Origin of the sequence: Streptomyces sp. Ncost-T10-10d (assembly GCF_900091955.1) — a bacterium.
Taxonomy (GTDB): Bacteria; Actinomycetota; Actinomycetes; order Streptomycetales; family Streptomycetaceae; genus Streptomyces.
In genome coordinates this window covers 58,987-82,148 of the sequence record NZ_FMDF01000218.1, presented here as the reverse complement: position 1 = coordinate 82,148, position 23,162 = coordinate 58,987, and the positions used below count along the sequence as shown (strand labels likewise).

At 70.0% G+C, this 23,162-nt stretch carries 24 protein-coding genes and 1 pseudogene; 10 read left to right on the top strand and 15 right to left on the bottom strand.

Annotated elements, in window-relative coordinates:
- Positions 1–10: 10 nt before the first annotated feature.
- Positions 11–1,000, bottom strand: coding sequence for an SdiA-regulated/phytase-like domain-containing protein (locus GA0115254_RS38135; protein ID WP_093899831.1), 990 nt, complete (start codon positions 998–1,000; stop codon positions 11–13).
- 58 nt (positions 1,001–1,058) lie between these two features.
- Between GA0115254_RS38135 and GA0115254_RS38130 the strand changes: the two genes are divergently transcribed.
- The gene (locus tag GA0115254_RS38130; protein WP_093899918.1) at positions 1,059–1,745 is read left to right on the top strand and encodes a GDSL-type esterase/lipase family protein; all 687 of its coding nucleotides are present in this window, start codon (positions 1,059–1,061) and stop codon (positions 1,743–1,745) included.
- A 56-nt stretch (positions 1,746–1,801) separates the two neighbouring features.
- Positions 1,802–2,431 carry a histidine phosphatase family protein gene (locus GA0115254_RS38125; protein WP_093899830.1) on the top strand — a complete coding sequence of 210 codons (630 nt, stop codon included), beginning with the start codon at positions 1,802–1,804 and terminating at the stop codon, positions 2,429–2,431.
- A gap of 30 nt (positions 2,432–2,461) precedes the next feature.
- On the opposite strand, the gene GA0115254_RS38120 is transcribed toward GA0115254_RS38125, so the two are convergent.
- The 7 genes from GA0115254_RS38120 to GA0115254_RS38090 form a co-directional block, all read right to left on the bottom strand.
- A complete protein-coding gene (locus tag GA0115254_RS38120; RefSeq protein WP_093899829.1) occupies positions 2,462–3,088 on the bottom strand; it encodes a helix-turn-helix domain-containing protein in 627 nt (208 codons plus the stop codon).
- A gap of 35 nt (positions 3,089–3,123) precedes the next feature.
- A complete protein-coding gene (locus GA0115254_RS38115) occupies positions 3,124–3,762 on the bottom strand; it encodes a TetR/AcrR family transcriptional regulator (RefSeq protein ID WP_093899828.1) in 639 nt (212 codons plus the stop codon).
- A gap of 154 nt (positions 3,763–3,916) precedes the next feature.
- Complete coding sequence (locus GA0115254_RS38110) at positions 3,917–4,549, bottom strand: cysteine hydrolase family protein (RefSeq protein ID WP_093899827.1); 633 nt, start codon at positions 4,547–4,549, stop codon at positions 3,917–3,919.
- Between the two features lie 125 nt (positions 4,550–4,674).
- Positions 4,675–5,406, bottom strand: a complete 732-nt coding sequence (locus GA0115254_RS38105) for a response regulator (RefSeq protein WP_093899826.1) — start codon at positions 5,404–5,406, stop codon at positions 4,675–4,677.
- Entirely contained in the window at positions 5,403–6,578 is a 1,176-nt protein-coding gene (locus tag GA0115254_RS38100; protein WP_093899825.1) for a sensor histidine kinase, read from the bottom strand. Before GA0115254_RS38100 ends, GA0115254_RS38105 begins: the two co-directional genes overlap by 4 nt.
- Before the next feature lie 27 nt (positions 6,579–6,605).
- A complete protein-coding gene (locus tag GA0115254_RS46975) occupies positions 6,606–7,421 on the bottom strand; it encodes a hypothetical protein (RefSeq protein WP_256102983.1) in 816 nt (271 codons plus the stop codon).
- A gap of 272 nt (positions 7,422–7,693) precedes the next feature.
- Complete coding sequence (locus GA0115254_RS38090; protein WP_093899824.1) at positions 7,694–8,149, bottom strand: MarR family winged helix-turn-helix transcriptional regulator; 456 nt, start codon at positions 8,147–8,149, stop codon at positions 7,694–7,696.
- Between the two features lie 165 nt (positions 8,150–8,314).
- Between GA0115254_RS38090 and GA0115254_RS38085 the strand changes: the two genes are divergently transcribed.
- Positions 8,315–9,772 (top strand): MFS transporter, encoded by a 1,458-nt coding sequence (locus tag GA0115254_RS38085; protein ID WP_093899823.1) that lies wholly within the window; start codon positions 8,315–8,317, stop codon positions 9,770–9,772.
- A 267-nt stretch (positions 9,773–10,039) separates the two neighbouring features.
- Here the strand turns inward: GA0115254_RS38085 and GA0115254_RS44020 are convergent, their stop codons facing one another.
- Positions 10,040–11,074 (bottom strand): hypothetical protein, encoded by a 1,035-nt coding sequence (locus tag GA0115254_RS44020; protein ID WP_093899822.1) that lies wholly within the window; start codon positions 11,072–11,074, stop codon positions 10,040–10,042.
- A gap of 163 nt (positions 11,075–11,237) precedes the next feature.
- Positions 11,238–11,666 carry a hypothetical protein gene (locus GA0115254_RS38075; protein WP_093899821.1) on the bottom strand — a complete coding sequence of 143 codons (429 nt, stop codon included), beginning with the start codon at positions 11,664–11,666 and terminating at the stop codon, positions 11,238–11,240.
- Positions 11,667–11,748: 82 nt separating this feature from the next.
- Here GA0115254_RS38075 and GA0115254_RS38070 point away from each other — a divergent pair, with 82 nt between their 5' ends.
- The 4 genes from GA0115254_RS38070 to GA0115254_RS38055 are packed head-to-tail and all read left to right on the top strand — an operon-like array spanning position 11,749 to position 15,230.
- Positions 11,749–12,561, top strand: coding sequence for a helix-turn-helix domain-containing protein (locus GA0115254_RS38070; protein ID WP_370741015.1), 813 nt, complete (start codon positions 11,749–11,751; stop codon positions 12,559–12,561).
- The gene (locus GA0115254_RS38065; RefSeq protein ID WP_093899819.1) at positions 12,558–12,797 is read left to right on the top strand and encodes a DUF397 domain-containing protein; all 240 of its coding nucleotides are present in this window, start codon (positions 12,558–12,560) and stop codon (positions 12,795–12,797) included. The genes GA0115254_RS38070 and GA0115254_RS38065 overlap by 4 nt, the downstream gene beginning before the upstream one ends.
- Before the next feature lie 43 nt (positions 12,798–12,840).
- Positions 12,841–14,163, top strand: a complete 1,323-nt coding sequence (locus GA0115254_RS38060; RefSeq protein WP_093899818.1) for an ATP-binding protein — start codon at positions 12,841–12,843, stop codon at positions 14,161–14,163.
- Complete coding sequence (locus GA0115254_RS38055; protein ID WP_093899817.1) at positions 14,160–15,230, top strand: tetratricopeptide repeat protein; 1,071 nt, start codon at positions 14,160–14,162, stop codon at positions 15,228–15,230. Before GA0115254_RS38060 ends, GA0115254_RS38055 begins: the two co-directional genes overlap by 4 nt.
- A gap of 118 nt (positions 15,231–15,348) precedes the next feature.
- Here GA0115254_RS38055 and GA0115254_RS38050 read toward each other — a convergent pair whose 3' ends face one another.
- The 4 genes from GA0115254_RS38050 to GA0115254_RS38035 all read right to left on the bottom strand — a co-directional run bounded on the left by GA0115254_RS38050 (position 15,349) and on the right by GA0115254_RS38035 (position 18,174).
- Positions 15,349–16,212 carry an ABC transporter permease gene (locus GA0115254_RS38050; RefSeq protein ID WP_093899816.1) on the bottom strand — a complete coding sequence of 288 codons (864 nt, stop codon included), beginning with the start codon at positions 16,210–16,212 and terminating at the stop codon, positions 15,349–15,351.
- Positions 16,172–17,044 (bottom strand): ABC transporter ATP-binding protein, encoded by an 873-nt coding sequence (locus GA0115254_RS38045; RefSeq protein WP_093899815.1) that lies wholly within the window; start codon positions 17,042–17,044, stop codon positions 16,172–16,174. Before GA0115254_RS38045 ends, GA0115254_RS38050 begins: the two co-directional genes overlap by 41 nt.
- A complete protein-coding gene (locus tag GA0115254_RS38040) occupies positions 17,041–17,499 on the bottom strand; it encodes a MarR family winged helix-turn-helix transcriptional regulator (RefSeq protein WP_093899916.1) in 459 nt (152 codons plus the stop codon). Before GA0115254_RS38040 ends, GA0115254_RS38045 begins: the two co-directional genes overlap by 4 nt.
- A gap of 174 nt (positions 17,500–17,673) precedes the next feature.
- Complete coding sequence (locus GA0115254_RS38035) at positions 17,674–18,174, bottom strand: hypothetical protein (protein WP_093899814.1); 501 nt, start codon at positions 18,172–18,174, stop codon at positions 17,674–17,676.
- Between the two features lie 73 nt (positions 18,175–18,247).
- Between GA0115254_RS38035 and pip the strand changes: the two genes are divergently transcribed.
- The 3 genes and pseudogenes from pip to GA0115254_RS43580 form a co-directional block, all read left to right on the top strand.
- Positions 18,248–19,216 (top strand): prolyl aminopeptidase, encoded by a 969-nt coding sequence (pip, locus tag GA0115254_RS38030; protein ID WP_370741018.1) that lies wholly within the window; start codon positions 18,248–18,250, stop codon positions 19,214–19,216.
- Positions 19,217–19,413: 197 nt separating this feature from the next.
- Entirely contained in the window at positions 19,414–21,699 is a 2,286-nt protein-coding gene (locus GA0115254_RS38025; protein WP_256102982.1) for a peptidoglycan recognition protein family protein, read from the top strand.
- A gap of 140 nt (positions 21,700–21,839) precedes the next feature.
- A pseudogene (locus tag GA0115254_RS43580) lies at positions 21,840–21,995 on the top strand (aldo/keto reductase); the annotation flags it as partial.
- 142 nt (positions 21,996–22,137) lie between these two features.
- On the opposite strand, the gene GA0115254_RS38020 reads toward GA0115254_RS43580, so the two are convergent.
- A complete protein-coding gene (locus GA0115254_RS38020; protein WP_093899811.1) occupies positions 22,138–23,127 on the bottom strand; it encodes an aldo/keto reductase in 990 nt (329 codons plus the stop codon).
- Positions 23,128–23,162 lie beyond the last annotated feature (35 nt).

Sequence of the window (23,162 nt, the reverse complement as noted above, 5' to 3'; positions counted from 1 at the left end):
CGGCCGACGGTCAGCCGCGGTGACGACGCCGGTTCCTGAGGACGAGTGCGCCCACGGCGGCGAGCACCAATACCCCGACCAGAGTGGTGCCCTTCATCTCGCCGTTCCCGTCACCGTCGAAGGACGACGCACCACCTCCGTCCTTCGACGGCGACTTGCTGACACCACCGCCGCTGCCGCCGGTGATGTCCACCCGCACCACATCGCTCCGCTCCCCCTCCGTGCCGAACATCAGCGCTGAGCCGTCCGCCGTGTAGGTCACCGACTCGGCCTGCCGCTGCAGCGGTGCCTGGACCGCGTGGTCGGTGCCGAGCCTGCCGTCCTTGAAGGCGTAACCACGGGCGCTGAAGTACGAGCGCAGCACCAGCTCCTTGCCGTCCGGCGAGAACGCCCCGTCCGTCACCCACGGCACCTCACCCACCCGTCGGAAGACATTGGTGGCGCCGGTGGTGAGCTCGGCCGGGCCCTCGTACAGTCCGCCGCCGTCCTCGTTCTTCGACGCGATGTAGACGCGCCCGGTCGTGGGGTGGACCATCAGCGCCTCGGCGTTGCGCGGTCCGTCCGCGTACTTCACATCGAACTGTGTGGCACGGACCGTCGCGTCCTTCAGCTGCTTCGGCTCCGGGAAGCGGTAGATCCAGACGTGGTCCCAGCTGCCGTTCAGGTTGTCGCCGATGTCACCGACGTACAGATTGCCGTCGGGTCCGAGCGAGATGGCCTCCACGTCGCGCGGCTGCCCCACCCCCCGCAGGGTGATCGTCGCGACGGTCTTCCCGGTGCGGGAGTCGACGGCGTAGACGTACGGCCCGTCGTCGCTGTCGTTGTGCGTCCAGTAGACGCCGGGGTGGGCGCGGCTGGCGGCGAGGCCGCTGGACTCGGTGATCCGGGGGTCCTCGATCGTGAAGCTCCGATCGGCTCCGTCTCCGGCCGCGACGGCGGGAGCCGCCCCGGCGAGGAGGAGGAACGCGGCGGCTCCGGACACAGTCAGGTACGAACGCATGACACAAGTGTCCATCGTCACGTCGCAGGTCGGATGAATGATCCGCGATGATGACGCCATGCGTTTCACGTTTGTCGGCGATTCCATGACGATCGGCCGCGCCGGCGACTTCACCTGGCGCTACCGGATGTGGCAGCACCTCGCTTCCGCTTTCGGTGCCCCGTTCGCGATCGTCGGCCCGCGCAGCGAGCTGTACGACACCGGTACGAACACCCCTGTCTCGCACGAGTACGGCGCACCGGACTTTCCCGCCGAGGCCCGCACCCATCTGGCCGGCTGGGGTGAGGGCTGGCTGCACATGGCCCCGGCTGTCGCCGACACGGTCACCGAGCACCGCACGGACGTCCTGCTCGTCTCGCTCGGCCTGATAGACCTCGGGTTCTATACGGACAGCGGTCAGACCGCCCTGAACGCAAGGGCGTTCATCACGGCGGCCCGCACCGCGAACCCGCACGTCAAGATGGTGCTCCTGCCCGTGATACCGAACATACGAGCCGAGTCGGACGCCCCGTTCGCCGCCGAGTGCGACCGTTTCAACGATCTCCTGGCGAAGGCCGTCGCCGACCTCGACCACCCGATGTCCCCGATCCTGCTGGCCTCCCGCCCGCCGGGGTACGACATCCACAAGGACACGTACGACGGAACGCATCCCGGCCCCACCGGCGAACACAAGCTGGCGGCCGCGTTCGCCGACGCGATGCACCAGGCGTGGGGCCTGGGCGGCCCGTACGCGGCCCGTCCGTAGCCGGCCTCCGTAGTCGGCACGCGTAGCCGCTGCGCAGAAACCAAAGGACCCGGGACATGACAGGAATGGCCACCCGCTATCTCTATCTCGCGCGGCACGGCGAGGCGGAGGCGGAGACGGACAGCGGCGGGCTGACGGAGAACGGCCGCCGCCAGGCGTACCTGCTCGGCCGACGGCTCCGCGAGCACCCCATTTCGGCGGTGCATCACGGCCCGCTGCCCCGGGCCGTCGAGACCGCGCGGCTGATGGGCGAACAGCTCGGCGACGTTCCCCTCCAGATGGCGGAGACCGCCGGGGACTACGTCCCGCACTTCCCGGACCGGGCCGAACTGCCGACGAACTGCGCCGACGCCCTCCTCCGCTTCCTCGAACCGTGCACGGCCGAAGAGCGCCTCCAGGGACCGGAGTTGGCGCGCCGGGCCCTTGAGGCGTACACCGGCCCGGTGGCGGGCGACGAGGACGTCCACGAACTGGTCGTCACCCACAACTTCCTGGTGGCGTGGCTGGTGCGGCACGCGATGGCCGCACCGCAATGGCGCTGGCTCGGTCTGAACCACGGCAATGCGTCACTGACGGTCATCCGTTACAGCCCGGACCGCCCGGTGTCGGTCCTGGTCTGCAACGACATGCGGCACCTGCCCGACGAGCTGCGCTGGACGGGCTTCCCGCCCGGCCCCCGCCTCTGAGAACCCGCCCGTCACCGGGTTCCCGGCACGTCAGCGCTCCGACCCCGTGGGCCGGGCCCTCACATGCATCCGCTCCCCCTGCTGCCCGAACAGGCTGAGGAATTCGACCGGATCGGGCCCGGCACTGGCCCACGCATGCGGCGTACGCGTGTCGAACTCGGCGACCTCGCCGGCCGTGAGCACCAGATCGTGCTCGCCCAGCACCAGCCGCAACCGCCCCGCCAGTACGTACACCCACTCGTACCCCTCGTGCACCCGCTGCTCCAGCGGACCCGTCGCCCCGCGACCGCCGGGCAGGATCTGCTTGTACGCGTGCAGCCCGCCCAGGTGCCGGGTGAGCGGCACGAAGGTCATGCCGTCCCGGGTGAAGGGGCGGAAATGGATGCGTGGATCACCGGTGGCGGGTGCGCCGACGAGTTCGTCCAACTGCACCCCGTACGCCTTGGCCAGGGGCAGCAACAGTTCGAGCGTGGGTTTGCGGCCGCCCGATTCCAGGCGCGAGAGGGTGCTGAGGGAGATCCCGGTCGTCTCGCTGAGCTGCGCCAGGGTCGTGCCGCGTTCCTGGCGCAGTGCGCGCAGCCGCGGCCCGACGCCTGTCAGGACGGACGAGATCTCGTCGTCCGTACGCTCTCCGCGCTCTCCGTCTTGTTCATCCATCCCCCCATTATTTGCCGCACCGGCAACGAGGTGTGTCAGGACGGCAGGATCATCGCCAGTGAGAGACGCGTCAGCTCATCGGTCAGCCACTCGGCGTCGACCTGCCTGGGGCGGCGGCCGTGATGAGCCATGAGCTCGTCCACCGAGTGGTTCAGCACGGTGACGGTCACGGTGTGGTCGCTCGCCACCGCCTCACCGCGTCGCACGGCACGCTCGGCCTCGGAGGTCAGGAAGTCGATCCACATCGCCCGCCATGTCGCGAGGTGCTTGTCCACCTCCCGGCTCACCCCCAGCACCTCGACGAACGCCACCCGGGCCGCGCGCGGGTCCTCGGTGACCGCCTTCACATAGGCGTCGAAGAGCAGCCGGACCCGTTCCGCCGTCGGGCAGTCCTCCATGCCCTCGGCCATCAGCGCGTTCTCGGCGGCGCGCAGCCCGTAAGTCGCCACCTCGTCATAGATCGCCATCAGGAGCACCTCCCGCGAGACGAACTCCTGCTGGAAGATGTGGACGGGCACCTTCGCCTGCTCGCACAGAGCCTCGACGCTCGTGTGCGCGTACCCGTACGCGGCGAACAACTGGCGTCCGGCCCACAGGAGTCGGTCCCGTGCTCCCGGACCCTCCACGGCCTGTCCCACCGCCCTGTTCCGCTGGTTCGCCACGACACCCACCATCGGTCCTCCTTCGTCGTCCGTACCGCTGCCCCCACTCTCCACGCTCTGCCCCGCCGGTGGTGTCACCGCCACGCGCTCGGCCGCGCGTAGGGCGGTGCTTCGGTCAAGTCCGATTGCCCATCGAATCGTTGCTGCTACCGTCTGAATTTTGGATCTACTGAGGTGTGCATGCCGCTGCCGCTGCCGCTGCGTCTGCGCCCCGCCCCGGGCGCGCTACCGACTGGGCCGTGAACATGACGTCTGCGGCGTGAGCGGTGACTTCGAGCTCGTCACCGAGAGCCCATTCGGCGACCCGCGAGACCGTGGCGGCCGGGATGCGGTCGCTGATTCCGGGGGCCGCCGGAATGTCCTGCGTCGCGTGGGCGTCGTGCGGCATGACGACCCGATATCCCAGCGCCAGGGCTGCGCGGGCCGTCGCCTGGACACACATCTCCGACATCACACCGCAGATGGCGAGCGCCTGCACCTGCGATTCGGTCAGGAGACCGCCCAGCGAAGTCCCGTCGAACCCGTTGTCCTCGGTCTTGCGGATCACGACCTCGGTGGGGCCGGGCTCGACAGGATGGTGGAGTTCCCAACCGGGCGTGTGCGGCTCGTCGCCCGCTCCGGCCGGCCCGTCGTTCTGGATGTGGACGACGAGCGCCCCGCTCCTTCGCGCCCGTGCGATCAGGTCCGCCGTCCGGTCCAGGAGCCGGGCCGTCCCGGGTACTGCCCTGTCACCGCAGACGGCCGCCTTCTGAACGTCCACAACGAGCAGGGCCTCTACGGGAAGCGCACGATTGTCCATGCCGTCATCATGTCCGCCGACGCCGTGCACCTCTACGTGTTTTCGACCCGGTGGCAAGCGAGGTCGCCGCCTCCCCTGCGGCGGAGTGGGCGACACCATTCCCACGGGCCACGCCGACGACAACGTCACAGGCCGGGCCGGCCCGAGGCCACCAAGCCCGTCTCGTAGGCGACGATCACCAACTGTGCGCGGTCGCGCGCCCGGAGCTTGGACAGCAGGCGTCCGATGTGGGTCTTGACCGTGGCGAGGCTCAGGTGCAGGTGCTCCGCCAGTTCCGTGTTGGACAGGCCGCGGGCGATCAGGCTCAGGACCTCCAGCTCACGGTCCGTGACGCCGTCGAGGGTGCGGGCCGGGGGGCGGCCCGGCTCGGGGCGGCGGGCGAAGTCGGCGATCAGGCGGCGGGTGACCGAGGGGGCGAGGAGGGAGTCTCCGGCGGCGATGACGGTGATGGCGTTCAGAACCTCCGACGGCGGTGTGTCCTTCAGGAGGAAGCCCGCAGCGCCCGCGCGCAGGGCGGCATAGACGTACTCGTCCAGGTCGAAAGTGGTGAGGATGAGGACGCGGGCTCCGGCCGTGGACGGATCGGCGCAGATGCGGCGGGTGGCCTCGATGCCGTCCAGGCCGGGCATACGGATGTCCATGAGGACGACGTCCGGCTGTGCGCGACGGACGAGTTCGACGGCTTCGGCGCCCGTCGCCGCCTCGCCGACGGCGGTCAGGCCGGGGGTGTGGTCGACGAGGACGCGGAAGCTGCCGCGGACCATGGCCTGGTCGTCGGCGATGAGGACGCGGATGGGGCCCGGATCCGGGCCCGCGGAGGCCGGTCCGGCCTGCCCGGGAACTGTCGGCCCGGTCATGACGGGCTCCCTCCGTCGATCGGAAGCCGTACGGACACGGCGAAGCCGCCCTCGGTCCGCGGACCGGCCTCGAAGCTCCCGCCGTACATGAGTGCACGCTCCCGCATGCCCATCAGGCCATGCCCGCCCGGCAGTTCCCGGGCCGGTGGGCGGGTGCCGTCCGAAGGCCCGTCGTCGACCACATCGATACGGACGGCCTCTCCGCCGTCCGCCGCGACCTCGACCTCGACCGTGACCAGGCAGCGAGTCGGCGAAGCGTGCCTGACCACATTGGTCAGCCCCTCCTGCACGATCCGGTACACCGTCAGCTGTGCACCCTCCGCGAGGGATTCCGCCCCGCGGACCGTCAGGTCCGCGTCGACGCCCGCCCGGCACGCGTCCTGGGCCAGTCGGGCCAGGTCACCGAGGCCCTGCGCCGGCCTCAACGGGGCACCTTCCGTGCGCAGTACGCCAAGAGTGCGGCGCATCTCCGTCAGTGCGGCCCTGCTGGTCTCCTCTATGACCTTGAGCGCGGCGCGGGCCTCCTGCGGATCGGCCTGGGCCACATGGGCGGCGACGCCCGCCTTGACGGCGATCAGGCTGAGGTTGTGCGACACGATGTCGTGCAACTCGCGGGCGATGCGCAGCCGTTCCTCGTCGAGTGCGCGCTCGGCCCGTCGCTGCTCATGCCGCTGTGCCTCGGCCCGGCGCGAGCGTACGACGAAGCCCGCCGTCCAGGCGCCGCCGATCACCACCAGCACCAGGGCGGCCAGGCCCGCGGCTCCCTGCCGGTCCCCGGCCGGGGTGATCACCGCCTCGCCCAGATACACCCCGCCGGCCGCCACCGGCAGCGCGACGGCGAGCGCCGTCACCGAGCGGCGGGCAGGCTCCGCCAGGCCCACCGGATAGGCGGCCAGGCCCGCCGCCGCGTACGGTTCGCGCGTCAGGTCCAGAACGGAAGCGGCGGTGAGGGCCGCCAGTACGACGCCCATGACAGGCAGCGGCCAACGGCGGCGCAACGCGATGGGCAGACCGACGGCAGCGACGATCAGCCACAGGAGCCAGGCCGGGCCGTCGTAGACCGGCTGCCCGTCGGCTGCGGTCAGGCCGGCAAAGCCGGCATAGATCGCGCTCACGGCGACAGCCGACGCAAGGTCGACGGCGTAGAGATGGCGGCCGACCGTGCGGTTCATGACATGACCGTATCTGTCCCCGGCCACTCAGCCCGCCTGTCCCAGCAAGACCATCAGCACCAGTGTGACCAGCGTCAGCGGCACCCAGCGCAGAACGGTGGCCCGGCTGGGCCGCGGGCCCTCCCGCAGCATTCCGAGGCCCATCGGCAACAGGGCGGCGGTCAGCCCCACGAGGGCCACCAGTGACAGCGGGGTGGTGCCCTTGAGCACGCCCAACGGCAGGGCCGCCATCAGTGCGAGGGCGAACGCGCGTACCGGGCCGAGTATCCGGGTGCGCCGGGCGCCGAGGGCGAGCACCAGCCAGCCCGCCAGGATGGCGAGGTTCAGCGCGGAGAAGATCTGGAAGACACCGTACGTTTCGGAGACAACCCGGGTGGCGGCCTCGGCGCCCTCGGCGTCGGTCAGCCGGAAAGCCATGTGATCGGCCCCGGCGTGAAAGGTACGGGCGAACAGCCCGGACATGGCCAGCACTCCGCCCCACAGGCCCCAGCCAGGACTGCGCGTCCCGATCCGGGCGGCAAGCACGGCCACGGCGGGCCAGAGCAGCAGATTGCCCACGCCGAAGAGGGCGTACGAGATGGCCATCAGGCCGGGATTCCGTTCGTACGCGGCGAGTTGAGCGGGAAAGAAGAAGTCGGAGCGGACCCGCGCCAGGGCCCCGGCCAGCATGAGCAGCGGGCCCAGCACCAGGGCGACGCCGCCCACCCAGCGGCCGGGAAAGGCCTCCATGGCCTCCACCGGGAGCATGCGACCGAGGGCGGTGGAAGGGTGTGCGGGAGCGGCAGCCGTCGCGGTTGCTGCGGGCAAGGAGTCGGGGGCGGTGTTCCGTGGCAGGGCGGTCATACCGCCGACCATGTCCTGGCCGACCCCTCCACGACATCGGACCAGGGCCTGGATTACGGCGTCAGACCTGGGTATGACCGGCGACGCCCGGCGTGTGGGAAGGCTGTTGCGCGTACGCGACGGCTCGGGCAGACCGGAGTGCCCGTGGGAACGTGACAGTGGGGGCCCTTTGTGTCACGTCCGGTTCGGGGTGGGGTGCGGGCGGGCTCGGGGTCGCTCGCGGCCGCCGCCTCCAGGACCTGCCGCGCGGTTGCCACCACTGACGGGTCGGATCAGGGGCGCGGCCACCGGCGTCCGCTCAGGCGCTCGATGTCGGCGTTGAAGCGCCTGAGGTACGCGGCGAAGGCCGAGACGTCCTCCTCGGACCAGTCGGACATGATCTGGTCCAGCGAGCTCGTATTGCGCTCCTGCTCTTCATCGAGCATGCGCGCACCCTCGTCGGTGATGCGGAACTTACGGGCCATGCCGCCGTCGGGGTCGGGTATGCGCTCGACGAGACCGGCGCGCTTCGCCGCGGCGGTCTGCCGGTTGAGGGTCGAGGCGTCGAGCCCGAACGCATCGCTCAGTTCACCGATGGACATCGGCCCCTGGACACGGATGCGGCTGAGCAGGATGTAGGCGCTCCGCTCCAGCCGGCTGTCCTCGCGGCGGCCGTTCCTGTGATGCAGAAGTCCATGGCGGCTGAGCAGCATCTGCTCGTACTCGACCTCTTGCGTAGCCCTGACCATTGCGACCGCTGCCTCTCGCTCCTTGCCGGGCCGCCGGCACGTTTCATTTCGGAGCGGCCCCGCTCCATCCTCTCACATGACTATGCATCGCGCACATAATGTGCATGATGCATAAGTCATGTACGATGCAATTCGATACCCGACAGCCATCCGAGGAGTCCCGACATGGGAGCCCCCCAAGCACCGACCCGCGCGAACGGTGTGATCGCCACGCTGGCATTCGCCGGCATCGTGGCCGCGATCATGCAGACCCTGGTCACACCGCTCATCGCGGAACTGCCGCAGATCCTGCACACCAGCTCCGCGAACGCCGCCTGGGTGATCACGGTGACCCTGCTGGTGGGGGCGGTGTGCGTGCCCGTCACCGGACGCCTCGGTGACCTGCTGGGCAAGCGCCGGATGCTCCTCGCCTGCTCAGTGCCCCTCATCGCGGGATCGGTGGTCTGCGCCCTCGCGTCGTCCGTCGTACCCATGATCATCGGGCGTGGTCTGCAGGGCATGGGCATGGGCATGGTGCCGCTCGGCATCGCCCTGCTCCGCGACGTGGTCCCCGCCGAGAAGCTCAGCTCCTCCATCGCCCTGGTCAGCGCGTCCATGGGTATCGGCGGCGGCCTCGGCCTGCCGATCGCCTCGGCCGTCGCGCAGTATGCGAACTGGCGCGTGCTGTTCTGGGGCTCCGCCGTCCTGGCCGTGGCCATCGCCACCCTGATCTGGTTCCTCATCCCGGACGTCCCGGCCGGCGCCAAGGGGCAGCGTTTCGACGCACCCGGCGCGCTCGGCCTCGGCGTCGGCCTGGTCTGCCTGCTGCTCGCCGTCTCCAAGGGCGCCGAGTGGGGATGGGCCTCCGGGACGACGCTCAGCCTGTTCATCGCCGCCGTCGTCGTGCTGCTCGCCTGGGGCGCGTGGGAACTGCGCACCCGTGACCCGCTGGTCGACCTGCGCACCACGGCCCGCCCCCGCGTGCTGATCACCAACGTCGCCTCGATCTTCGTCGGCTTCGGCATGTACGCCAGCATGCTGATCGTGCCTCAGCTGCTCCAGTTCCCCGCGGCCACCGGTTACGGTCTCGGCCAGTCGATGCTGGCGGCGGGCCTCTGGATGGCCCCCGGCGGCGTCATGATGATGATCGTCTCTCCGTTCGGCGGAAAGCTCACCGACGCCCGGGGACCGAAGTTCACCCTGATCTGCGGCGCCCTGGTCCTGGCCGCCGGGTACGGCCTCTCCCTCGTCCTCATGGGCTCCGCCTGGGGTCTGATGCTGTCCCTCATGGTCATCAACAGCGGTGTGGGTCTCGCCTACGGCTCCATGCCGGCCCTGATCATGGGCGCCGTGCCGCTCTCCGAGACTGCCGCGGCCAACGGCTTCAACACGCTGATGCGTTCCCTCGGCACCTCGATCGGTGCGGCCGTGATCGGCGTGGTCCTGTCCCAGCTGACCACCACGGCGGGCGGCCACAGCTTCACCTCGGAGAGCGGCTTCCGCACCGGCCTGATCATCGGCTGCGGCGTCGCCCTGGTCGCCGCGGCGATCGCCCTCGTCATCCCGGCGGTGCGCCACAGTGCGTCCGACACCGCGAAGGACGAAGCGGCCCGCGCCCCTGAACAGGCCGCTGTCGAAGCCTGACCGGCCCGACACCCGTTGCGGCACCCCACCCGGGCCACGAGCCCGGCGGGGAAGCCGATCCGCGCTGCCCGGCGTCACCCCTCCGCCGACGCCGGGCAGCGGGCCGAGCGGCGAGCGGCGAGCGGCGAGCGGCGAGCGGGAGAACGTTCAGCCGGATGCCGGAACACGGTCGAGCATCGACCGGCCCGCGGGTCCCCAGGCCGCCTTGCCGATGGGAAGGGCCCAGTTCCCCGGCTCGGCTGATACTGGTGCACCGCCGACTGCCCTTCAGGCGGTCTCGGCCGGGTTCGCCACGAGGGAAGCGACTCGTTCGCGCCAGGGGATGTGGGGAGGCTGCTGCGCGTACGCGGCTGCTTGGGTGGCCCAGGATGCCCGCGCCTCCTCCTGGCGGCACGGGGCGCAGTGTGTTTCGTCGCCCACCGCCCGGAAGACGTGATCCTCGCCAGGACCGGCGCAGGGGACGAGTTCCCTGACGCGGGGTGGTGTCGCGGGGCGGGCATCGGTGGGCGCCGGGGGTTCCGGGAGTTTCTGTACGAGGCGGTGGCGCAGGAATCCGACCGCTGACCGCACGCCCTCCGGGGGCAGTTCGCTGGTCAGGGCCCGGCGTAAGTCGGTGGTCGTGATGCCGCGCCGAATCCACTCCGCAGCCAGCTCGGCGAGCCCCCGGGCTTCGCGGACTCCCAGGTGCAGCTGGGGTGTCGCGTGGCGAAGTGACAGCAGGAGCCGTTCTGTCACGTTCAGTTCGGGGTCAGGGGTGCTGTCGCGACCGGGCTCGGCTTCGGACTCGGGTTCGGCTTCGGCTTCGGCTTCGGCTTCGGCTTCGGCTTCGGCTTCGGCTTCGGCTTCGGAGGGTGGGTGGGGATAGTTCTTCTCACGTTCTTCTTCTACCGGTAGTGAGTCACCGACCGCCCGAATCCCCGGCTGACCGACCGTCCGTTCCTGCGCACTCGGCTGGGGTGCAGGCGCCACCACCAGCCCGTCCAGGACCCGTCGGGCCTCTTCCGCCGTGAGCGGGACGTTCGAGCAGAGTTGGTCGGTGGCCCAGTGCCCCCGGCCCACCTGCCGCCGCCGCTCATGCACGAAACCGTTCTCCGCCAGCTGCTTCTTGGCCTTCTGGTACGCCCGTCCAGTGATCCCGAGCTTCCTCGCATGCTCACTGAGCGCCTGCCCGGCCTGGTCTTCGGGAAGCCCCTGTACGTGCAGGAGGAGAACCTTCGCGTCACTGCCCAGACGCGGATGGCGCACGACGTCGTGCGAAGCCTTCGTGTAACGCCGCGAGGGCGCGATAGCATGCCGAAGCATCCCGGTGGAGTCCTTGTCCACTCGTGGTGAAGGCCCTCGGAGCGGTGTTGGTAGCACCCCCGGGGGCCGCCCTGGGTGCAGGTGCGACACAGAGCGTTATGACGCGATCACCGTACCGCAGGCTGCGGGAGCCTTGTCCCCTTTCACCTGGATCTCACGTCCCTCACGCCCCCTTCCCTCCCCTGGCCGTCACCTCCAGGACCAGTTCGTGCAGTAGGCCGGCATCCACGAACGGCGCCTCGGCCGTGGGCAGTGAGCGCCAGTCGAGCGGCCAGGTCAGTCCGTGCAGCGCAGGCACCCCGACGAACGCCGCGTTCTGCCCGTAGCACCCCATCATCTGCGCCCCCGACGGCCACCGGTGTGCGCGGGCGCTTCGCGGTGGCAACAGGAAGTACATGCTGCGCTCCCCGATCCTCGACCGCACGATCGGGCCCGCCTGGAAGTCGGTGAACTGCATGACCTCGTAAGCGACTTGCTCGCCGAGCACGCCGGGGATCCGTACCGCGTCGAAGTGAATACCGACGTATCGCAGGGCGTGTCCGGACGCGGGTACCCACGAGGGCACCGGGGCGGGTGAACTTTTCCGTTCCATGGGGAAAGCGTCCCGGCCGACACCTACCGTGACCAGGGACACAGGGCGTCTGTGCACTGTTGTGTACTCGGGAGGTGGGGTTGTGCACTCCGGTGGTCAAGGGGGCGGTAACGCCGAGATGTTCGGGGCGTTGTTGCGTTTCTTCCGGGACCGAGTCGGGCTGTCGCAGGAGGCCTTGGGCTTGAAGATTGGTTTCTCCAAGTCGCAGGTGGCGATGGTGGAGCGGGGGAAGCGGCCGCCGAAGGGGAAATTCGTACCGTGCGCGGACCAGGTTTTGGGTGCACAAGGTGCACTGCTGGCCGCCGCGGCCAAGCTGCCAGTCAGCCATTTGGCCTCGTGGTTCACGGAGTTCGCCGAGGAGGAGTCGCGCGCCTCCAGTCGGCATGAGTACGAAACACACGTGGTGCCCGGTCTGCTTCAGATCGAGGACTACGCCCGCACGGTACTCAGCCATACATACCCGTCGGTCGACGACGAAGAGGTCGAGGGGCGAGTCTCGGCCCGCCTGGAACGCCAACGTCTCTTCACCCGCAAGCCCGCTCCGGATATCGGTTTCGTTCTGGAGCTGAGCGCTCTCACCCGTCCCATCGGCGGCCCTCAGGTGCGCAGAAAGCAACTCCGCCACATCTTGGAGATCGCCCAGCTGCGACACGTACAGATTCAGGTGATGTCTCCAGACCGCAAGACCCACGTTGGCCTTGACGGACCATTTGTCCTGCTGGAGACGGAAGAACGACGCCAGCTCGCCTACATCGAGGGCCAGGGCGGCAGCTTCTTCATCAGCGAACAGCCCGACCTGGGAAACCTGTTCGGTAAATATGGCATTCTGCGGGCGCAGGCGCTCAGCCCGGAAGCGTCTGTGAAGGTGATCGAAGAGGCGGCAAAGGAAGTATGAGCAGCGACCTCAACTGGTTCAAGTCCAGCTACAGCGGCGAGAACAGCGGCAACTGCGTCGAGGTTGCCGTCGCCTGGACCAAATCCAGCTACAGCGGCAACGACAGCGGCAACTGCGTCGAGGTCGCCACGTGCCCCGAGTCCGTCCACGTCCGCGACTCCAAGGACCTCGCCGTCCCCGCCCTCGCCCTCTCCCCCGCTGCCTGGGCGGACTTCCTCCCGTACGTCGCGCAGTAAGGCCGCGTCACCGGCTGTCGGCCGCGCTCCGTAGGGTGTTGGCATGTCCAACGAGTCGCCCCTGATCCAGAGCATGCGAACCGCTGTCGCCGCGGCGCCCGCCGACGTACCGCTGCGCCTGCACCTCGCCGAGTTGTTGCTCGGTGAGGGCCTGGGCGAGGCTGCCGTCGCCGAGGCCGCCGTCGCGTTGCAGCACGCGCCCGGGGACGCGGGTGCTCGGGCGCTCATGATGCGGGCCATGGGGCTGCCCGCCCCGGCCGATGAGAAGGCAGAGCAGGCCGAGACGGCCGAGACGGCCGAAAAGCCGGAGCAGCCCGCCGCACACCGCCCCTCCACCGGATTCGACTGGGCCGCCGCCGAGAACGAGGTCGCGGGCGCCGTCCCGCCGCGCTTCGTGACCCCCGCCCCCGCTCCCGGCCCGGGGGCCGGCGCCCCCGAGGCGCCCCTCGCCGCCGACGGCAGCGGTGATCCGGGCGACGCCACCGCCTGGGAGGTCGACACCCCCGGCTCCGTGACGCTCGCCGATGTCGGTGGCATGCAGGAGATCAAGGACCGCCTCGAAGCGGCGTTCCTGGCTCCCATGCGCAACCCCGAACTGGGCAGGCTGTACGGGAAGAGCCTGCGCGGCGGGCTGTTGATGTACGGGCCGCCCGGGTGCGGGAAGACGTTCATCGCGCGGGCCGTCGCGGGTGAGCTCGGGGCGAGCTTCATGTCCGTGTCGATCAACGATGTGCTCGACATGTGGATGGGCAACTCCGAGCGCAATATGCACGAGGTCTTCGAGACGGCCCGCCGCCAGGCGCCGTGCGTGCTGTTCCTCGACGAGGTGGACGCGCTGGGCGCCAAGCGCAGCCGTATGCAGCACGGCGGGATGCGTAACACCGTCAATCAGCTGCTCACCGAGCTGGACGGGGTCGGCGGGGCCAACGAGGGGGTGTTCGTGCTCGCCGCGACCAACGTCCCCTGGGACGTGGACATCGCGCTGCGGCGCCCCGGCCGGCTGGACAGGACGCTGCTCGTGCTGCCGCCGGACGCACCCGCGCGCGAGGCGATCCTCCGTTACCACCTGCGCGACCGGCCGATCGAATCCGTCGACCTGGGCAAGCTGGTCAAGGTCACCGAGGATCTGTCCGGCGCCGATCTGGCCCACCTCTGCGAATCCGCGTCCGAGCGGGCACTGCTCGACTCGACCCGTACCGGCGTGGTCCGGTTGATCAACATGAAGGATCTGCTGGGCGCGGCGAAGGAAGTGCGGCCGTCCACCGATCCGTGGTTCGCCTCGGCGCGCAATGTGGCGATGTTCGCCAACGAGGGCGGAATGTATGACGAGTTGCTCGCCTATCTGAAGAAGAGGCGCAAGCTGTGACCACGGCGGGGCACGAGCTGACCGAGCAGGCGAGCGCGCTGCTCGTACTGGGCCGTGTCGATGAGGCGAAGGCCATGCTGGCCAAGCGGTTGGCTCAGGACCCCGAGGACGTCCGCGCCTGGTCCCAGCTGGGCCGGTGCCATGAGCAGCTGAAGGAGTACGAGCAGGCCGTCGAGGCGACCGGGGCTGCGCTCGCAATCGACCCCGAGTACGTCAACGCCCTGATCATCCGGACCTACGCGTTGCGTCGGCTGCGGCGCACCGACGAGTCGCTGGCGGCGGCACGGGAGGCGGTACGGCTCGCGCCGCATGACTGGCAGTCGTACATGGCGCTCGCCGAGGCGCTCAACGCCTGGCAACCGCGCTGGCCCGAGGTGCTCGCGGCGGCGCAGGAGGCGGTGCGGCTGGGGCCCGAGGAGACCGGGGCGTACGGCTCGCTGTGGAAGGCCGCGCTGCTCAACGGCAGGAGCGACCTCGTCGACCTCGCGGTGCGCGAGACCTTGCGTATCGATCCCAACGACGCCTGGGCGCTGAGCCAACAGGCGGAGAAGCAACTTGCCGCGCCCGGCATGAAACCGAAGCAGCGGGCTGAGGTGTACGCGTCCGCGCTGGCCGCCGACCCCGCTTCGGACCGGATGCGCCTGGGGCTGGACCGGGCCGTGTTCCAGATGCTGCGCCGCACCCGGTGGCTTGCCGTACTGAGCCTGGTGCTGGCGGGGGCGGCGATCGACCTGTTCCCGTCCGACGGGGAGGCCAAGGAGCTGCCGCTGCCGCTCGGCATCCGGGTGTACGTACTGGCGCTGATCGGGGTCGTCTGGGCGTTGGGCGCGTGGTGGCGCTACCGGAAGCTGCGCGCGGGCGTGCAGCTGAGTGTGCGGTCGTTGCTGCGGCGGATGTTCTGGGCGCGGCTGGTGCTGGTACAGGCGGTGCTGGGGACGTTGTGCGCGGTGGCCATCGCGGCGGCACCGTGGGCGGACCGGGGTGTTCCGCAGGTGCTGTTCTGGGTGGGTCTCGTACCTACGTTGCTGACGATCTGGTTCGACCGGCCGCGCACGCAACAGGCGTGACCGGAGGCCCAGCAGGACGTGGTCGCCGGTCACGAGACGCTGCGGTCCTCGCTGCTCCCTCCCGACGAGGCGAGCTGATCACCGAACAGCTGCTGCTCCCGGGACACCTCCGTAGTGCTCAACGGGCCAGGCGGCCCAGCAGAGAACCGGCGGCGACGATGCCCGCCAGCGCCGCGAACGCGAGGACGGCAAGATCCAGGCCCAGGTGGGCCTGGGTGCCGATGAGCAGTCCGCGCAGGGCGTCGACCTGGTAGCTCAGCGGGTTTGCCCTGCTGACGGCCTGGAGCCAGCCGGGCATCAGGGCGACCGGGTAGAGCGCGTTGGAGGCGAAGAAGAGCGGCATCGTGATGGCCTGGCCGATGCCCATCAGCCGGTCGCGGGTCAGGACGATCCCGGCGATCGACATCGACAGGCAGGAGAAGAACGCCGAGGCGAGGAGGACCACCACGACCACGCCGAGCAGCCGCAACGGGTTCCAGGTCATGCCGACACCGATCAGCGCGGCGATCACGATGACGACCGCCGCCTGGATCACGGCCTTCACCCCGGCGGCGAAGGCCTTGCCGGTCACCAGGGCGGTCCGGGGCGTCGGCGTGACCATGAGTTTGGTGAGGACTCCCGAGTCCCGCTCCCAGATGATCATGATTCCGTAGAAGATCGCGATGAACATGGCGGACTGGGCGATGATGCCCGGCGCCAGGAAGTCGAGATAGGGGACGCCGCCGGTCGGGATGGCGTGGATACGGGAGAACGTCACGCCGAAGATCAGCAGCCAGAGCGCGGGCTGGACGGCGCGGGTGTAGATCTCGGTCCGGTCGTGGCGCAGTTTCTGCAGCTCGACGACGCACATCGCGGTGACGCGCGCGGGGACGACGCGCCAGCCGGTGCGGGGCGGCGGCGGGGTCAGCAGCAACGCGAACCGCTGATCCGGCGGGACGGACTCAGCCGAGGCGGGATGCGGTGCGACGGGTACGGCGGACATCTCGGAACGCTCCTTTCCCTTCGTCGGAACCGGAGCCGGAGCCGGGGTCGTTCAGTCCGGCTCCGGAGTGGTGGCGGAAGACGTCCTCCAGGGACGGTGACGGAAGGCCCGTCTCGCCCGATTCCCGGCGGTGGGCGACGAGCTCGCTCTTGAGCTGGGCGGGGGTGCCGAGCGCGCGGAGTCTGCCGAGGTGCATCAGCGCGAGCCGGTCGCAGCGCTGGTCGGCCTCGTCCATGGAGTGGGTGGTGACCAGCACGGTCATGCCGGTGCCGACCCGTATCTCGGTGATGCGGTCCCAGACGCTGTCCCGTGCGATCGGGTCCAGGCCGATGGTCGGCTCGTCCAGGATCATCAGCCTGGGCGCGCTGACCAGGGCCTGTGCGAGTTCGAGGCGGCGGACCATGCCGCCGGAGTACGTGGCGGCGAGCCGGTGCGCGACATCGCCGAGGCCGACCGCGTCCAGCGCCTGGGAGACCCGCGCGGCGCGCTGGCGCCGGGGCACGTCGAAGACGCGGGCGAAGAGCTGGACGTTCTCCCGGCCGGTGAGGCTCGCATCGGCCGACAGCTGCTGCGGTACGTAGCCGAGCAGGCGCCGTACCGCCATCTTCTGCCGGGCCGCGTCATGGCCGAACACCTCGATGACGCCGGGCGGTACGGGCAGGAGCGTGGTGATCGCGCGCATCGTCGTGGTCTTTCCCGCACCGTTGGGCCCCAGGAGGCCGAACACCTCCCCCTGGCCGACCAGCAGGTCCAGGCCGTCGACGGCCTTCGCCTCGCCGAAGCTGTAGCTCAGACCGGTGCAGTTGAGGGCGGGAGCGGTTTCCGTGGTCACGCGGTCTCATCCTCTTCGCTTCGCAGTGAGGCGGCGAGTCTGTGCAGGGCCGGGAGTGCGGCGGCGAGTGCCGCCCGGTCGGCCGCGTCGAGTCCGGCCAGGTGTTCGCGGAAGAGCGCCTCGCGACGGGCGTGCCAGTCGCTCAGCCTCCCGATCCCTGCGGGGGTCGGATGCAGCAGCGCGGCCCGCCCGTCTCCGGGGTCCTTCTCCCGTCGCAGCAGTCCTTCGGCGACGAGGTGGTTCACCAGGGTGCTGACCGAGTTGGGTGCGAGACAGAGACTGTGTGCGGCTGTGGAGATCCGGATGCCGGGTCGGTCGGCCACCAGCCGCAGCAGTTCGGCGTGCGCCCCGCGCAGCCGGGGCACCGGCAGGCCGCTCCACAGCCGCCGCCGGGCGAGCCTCTGGATGCGGGGAAGAAGCCCGGCGAGCTCATCAGGCAGATCACCCGCCACCACCAATCCATTTTAACTCTGTATGAGAGCTAATGTCCCCATCGTTTTTGCAGCGCAGCGATCAGACGGTGCGCAACGTACGGCACCGGCTCGGCATCCACGCCGCGACGAACGGGTGGGTGACCGGAGGTCTAAGACCGACTGGCAAATGGGCGGCGACGCGTAGTACCGCCCCGGTCAGCGGTCGGCGAATCGCTCCCCGCACCGGCTGCAGAACACCGGCTCCGGGTCCTGCGAGAGCCGGCCGCACCCGGGGCAGACCCGGTCCAGCATGCAGGGCGCCTCGCCGCCCTCGTACGCCACCGGGGGCATCGTGGCCGACGGCTTGATGGTCAGGCCGGGGCGGCGGCGGTGGACCGTCACGTACGCCAGCCCTTCCGGTCCCGCGACGAGCGCACGGCGCGAGGTGCGGGGCAGCCAGACGACGCTGGTCGGCGTCAGGTTCAGCGCGTCGTCGCCCCCGGCGACGACCCGGCCGCTGCCCGCGACGACGACGAGAAGGACGTCCAGGACGTCCTCCTGGTGCTCACCTACTTGCGCGCCCGGCGGAAGACGTACCAGATTGGCATCCAGCTCCCGGCCCTGCTCGGCCAGTTGCCACAGCGCACCGCGGTCGTCGTGGGCGGCGGCGGTCAGCAGTTCGTCGAGTACGGCCAGTACCCGGGGTGCGGAATTCACGGCAATCAGGCTACGCCCGCCATACGCTGACCCCTTTGCCCGCCGAGCCCAGGGAGCCACCGCCGTGGACCGCATGCCGGACGAGAAGTACCCGCCCATCGAACCGTACGAGCACGGCATGCTCGATGTCGGGGAAGGCAACCTCGTGTACTGGGAGGCGTGCGGCAACCCGGACGGAAAACCCGCACTCGTCGTGCACGGCGGTCCGGGGTCGGGGTGCAGGGAGCGGCCCCGGCAGTACTTCGACCCGGACCGCTACCGCGTCGTCCTCTTCGACCAGCGGGGCTGCGGCCGCTCCACCCCGCACGCGAGCGATCCGGCCGCCGACATGCGGTACAACACGACCGACCGGCTGATCGCCGACATGGAGCGGCTGCGCGTGCATCTCGGGATCGACGCCTGGCTCCTGTACGGCGGGTCCTGGGGCTCGACGCTGATCCTCGCGTACGCCGAGCAGTACCCGGAGCGGGTCTCCGAGATCGTGATCCCGGCCGTCACGACGACCCGGCGCTCGGAGATCGACTGGCTGTACCGGGGGGCGGGCCAGATCTTCCCCGAGGCATGGGACCTGTTCCGGGCCGGAGTGCCGGAGGCCGAGGGGGACGCGACCCCGGACGTCCTCGCCGCGTACGCCCGGCGGCTGGAAAGCCCCGACGCCGGAGTGCGGGAGAAGGCGACAGCCGACTGGTGCGCCTGGGAGGACGCGGTGCTCTCCCAGGAGACGTACGCCGGACCGCCGCCGTACAGCGGGCGCCCCGGCCGCGACCGGCTGGCGCTGGTGCGGATCTGCTCGCACTACTTCTCCCACGGCGCCTGGCTGGAGGAGGGGCAGCTGATCCGGGACGCGGGGCGGCTGACGGGGATTCCGGGCGTGCTGGTGCACGGACGGTTCGACCTGGGCGGACCGCTGATCACCGCGTGGGAGCTGGCGAAGGCATGGCCGGACGCGGAGCTGACCGTGATCGACGATGCGGGGCATCTGGGCGGCCCGGCGACGAGCCGGGCGGTGCTGGCGGCGCTGGACCGGTTTGCCCGGCAGTGAACGCAAGTGGAATTTGAGCCATCCGCGGACGGCAGGAGCAGGGGGGGAGGGTCCGGCTGTCGGAGCGGCATGGCAAGCTAGGCCTCCGCTGCATGCGCGGTAGCACTCGTACCCCCCACTGGTCCCCTCGCGACCAGCTGTCGCCAGCCGCAGCGCCTGACGAACCAAATGTCCGAAAACGATCCCTGGGGTACGACTTGAGATCGAAGCGAAGAATCTGGATCACGGCTGCCCTGGCCACGTCCGCCGTGGCGGGTGCCCTGGTCTTCGAGGGGGTGACGGGCAACTCCTCGGTGGACGCCGACGCCAAGTCCGGCCCGACCAAGGCCGACGTGCACGCGACCGCGCTGAAGGTCGACGGCGACGGCACCTCGGCCACCCTCGGCAAGCGGGACACCAAGCCGTTCAGCATGCTGGGCATCACCTGGACCGACGCGGCGGCCAAGGTCACCGGAGCCGTGGAGGTACGGACCAGGTCCGCCGCCAACGGGAACTGGACGTCCTGGCTGCCGCTCGAAACCGATATCGACGGGCGTACGGAGGCCGGCCGGTCCGGCGTACGAGGGAGCACCGAGCCTCGCTGGGTGGGCCCCTCCAACGGTGTCGAGGTACGGATCAACGCGGGCGGCAAGGTCTCCGCGAAGCTGCCCGCGGGGCTGCGGCTGGACACCGTGGACCCGGGCCGGAGCGGCACCCTGAACGCGGACCCGGCGGCCTTCGCCGCCGACATCCCCGCGGCCGATGCCACGACCGACCCCTCCGCCGACCCGTCGGACCCGGCCGCGACCGAGCCGCCCGCGCCGAGCGACAGCACGGAACCGCCCGCCGAGGTGACACCGTCCGACCCGGCGTCACCGAGCCCTTCCGACTCGGCCACGGTGCAGCCCACTCCCCCGGTGAGCCCGAGCCCCTCGGCGCCCGCGAGTGCGTCCCCGACCGATACCCTGCCGCCCGCACCGTCCTCGACCGTGCCCAAGCCGCCCATCACCTCGCGTGCAGGCTGGGGCGCCGACGAGTCGATAAGCCCTGAGGCACCGGAGTACACGGACACCGTCAAGGCGGTCTTCGTCCACCACACCGCCGGGACCAACACCTACTCGTGCGCCGACTCCGCGGCCGTCGTGCGCAGCGTGTACGCGTACCACGTCCAGGCCAACGGCTGGAAGGACATCGGCTACAACTTCCTGGTCGACAAGTGCGGGACGGTCTTCGAGGGCCGCAAGGGCGGGGTGGACCGGCCGGTCTTCGGCGCACACACCTACGGCTTCAACCGGCAGACGGCCGGCATCGCGGTCCTCGGCACGTACACGGACACGACCGCCCCCAGTGCGGTGACCACCTCGGTGGCCCGGATCGCCGCCTGGAAGCTGGGCCAGTACAAGGGCGACCCGGCGGGCAGCACCATGCTCACCGCGGGCGCCACCGGCAGCAACCTCGCCGGCACCAAGTTCACCGCCGGTACGCAGTACTCCTTCAAGCAGATCTCCGGCCACCGCGACGGCTTCGCGACCGAGTGCCCCGGCACCAAGCTGTACGGGCAGCTGCCCGCGATCCGCAGCCTCGCCGCGGGCCCCGTCACCGGACTGGCCGTCAAGTCGGTGACCGGCGCCGGGCTCTCGGGCACGACGTACTACACCAAGTCCACGGTCACCGTGGGCTGGTCGGCGACCACCCCGAGCGCGTTCATCTCCAAGTACGAGCTGCTGGTCGACGGCAAGTCCGTCGCCACCACGACGGGCACCGCCACCTCCGCCAAGGCCACGCTGGCCGTCGGCAGCCACCAGGTCCAGGTCCGCGCCACCCACCAGTCGGGCAAGGTCACCACGTCCGCCGCGGCCACCGTGGTCGCCGACCAGACGGCGCCCGCCTTCACCACCAAGCCGAACCTGGCCCTGGGCACCGGCACGGTGAACACCACGGCCGTCCCCATCACCCTGAAGTGGAAGGCCACCGACGCCGCTTCGCTCAAGGAGGTCAGGCTCACCGCCCCCCTCGCCAAGACCTACGGACCGACGACCACCAGCGCCTCGCACACCGCGAAGTCGGGTGTGGCGACCAGTTGGGCCATGACCGCGTACGACCAGGCGGGCAACACCGCCGCCGCATCGGTCTCCGGCACGCCGGTCATCGTCCAGGAGAGCTCGGCGACGAAGACGGGCACCTGGACGACGAAGTCCTCGTCCAGCTACCTCGGCGGCAAGTCGTACTCCAGCTCGTCGAAGAGCGCGAGCCTGAGCTGGACGTTCACCGGCCGCTCGGTCGCCCTGGTGGCCTCCAGGGCCGCCACCTCCGGCCAGGTGTACGTCTATGTCGACGGTGTGAAGGTGTCGACGGTGGACCTGAAGTCCAGCACCACCAAGTACCGCGACGCGCTGTGGACGAAGAGCTGGTCGAGCAGCGCCAAGCACACTGTCAAGATCGTCGTCGTGGCCACATCGGGCCGGCCGACGGTCACCACCGACGGCATCGTCTACCTGAAGTGACCGAAGCGGCCGAAGCATTCGCGTAAGGCATTCGCGTAAGGCATTCGCGTAACGCCCTGCCCCCGGCACTCCGCCGGGGGCAGGGCGCGTTCGGGGTCACCCTTGCTTCGAGCGGACTCGAAGGCGTTGGCTTGGTGCCCATGGAGTACACGCAGCTCGGACGCACCGGACTCAAGGTCAGCCGCCTCGTCCTCGACACCATGAACTTCGGCCCGCAGACCAATGAGGTGGACAGCCACGCCATCATGGACGCGGCGCTGGACACGGGCCTGAACTTCTTCGACACTTCCAAGATTCAACTTTGACGCCAGTCTGCAAGTTCGCTTGCGGACAGTGTCGTCTTGGCTGGGCGCCTGCCTATGAGCGCAGTTGGGCCGCTGCCTCACACTGCCCTTGGGGCAGGCGGAAGGCAGCGGTCCTTCTTTTAGCTTCCCTGCTTCACCAGGCGAATGCCTCCGGGGACGGCCCTGGACCCGGGAAGATCTCGTCGAGCCCGGTCAGGACCTCCTCCGACAGCTCCAGTTCCAGCGCCCGCAACGCACTCTCCAGCTGTTCCTGGGTGCGCGGGCCGACGATCGGGCCGGTGACGCCGGGGCGGGTGAGGAGCCAGGCGAGGGCGGCCTCGCCGGGTTCCAGGCCGTGCTTGTCGAGGAGGTTCTCGTACGCCTGGACCTGCTCGCGGACCTCGGTGTTCTTCAGGGCGTCGGCCGAGCGGCCGGCAGTGCGCCGCTTGCCCTCGGACTCCTTCTTGATGACGCCGCCGAGCAGACCGCCGTGCAGCGGCGACCACGGGATGACCCCGAGGCCGTACTCCTGGGCGGCCGGGATGACCTCCATCTCGGCGCGGCGCTCCGCGAGGTTGTAGAGGCACTGCTCGGAGACGAGACCGACCATGCCCTTGCGGGCGGCCGCCTCGTTCGCCTGGGCGATCTTGTAGCCGGGGAAGTTGGAGGACCCGGCGTAGAGGATCTTCCCTTCCTTGATCAGTACGTCGATGGCCTGCCAGATCTCGTCGAACGGCGTCCGCCGGTCGATGTGGTGGAACTGGTACAGGTCGATGTAGTCCGTCTGCAGGCGCTTCAGCGAAGCCTCGACGGCGCGCTTGATGTTGAGCGCGGAGAGCCGGTCGTGGTTGGGCCAGGGCTCGCCGTCACCGGCCATCCCGCCGTAGACCTTGGTGGCCAGGACCGTCTTGTCGCGGCGCTCCGCGCCCTTGGCGAACCAGGTCCCGATGATTTCCTCGGTGCGGCCCTTGTTCTCGCCCCAGCCATACACATTCGCGGTATCTACGAAGTTCAGACCTGCATCGATTGCGGCATCCAGGATGCCGTGGCTGGTGGACTCGTCGGTCTGCGGGCCGAAGTTCATCGTCCCGAGGACGAGGCGGCTGACCTTGAGTCCGGTGCGTCCGAGCTGTGTGTACTTCATGAAGCACAAGCCAACTGCTTTGAGCTCACTCCAGG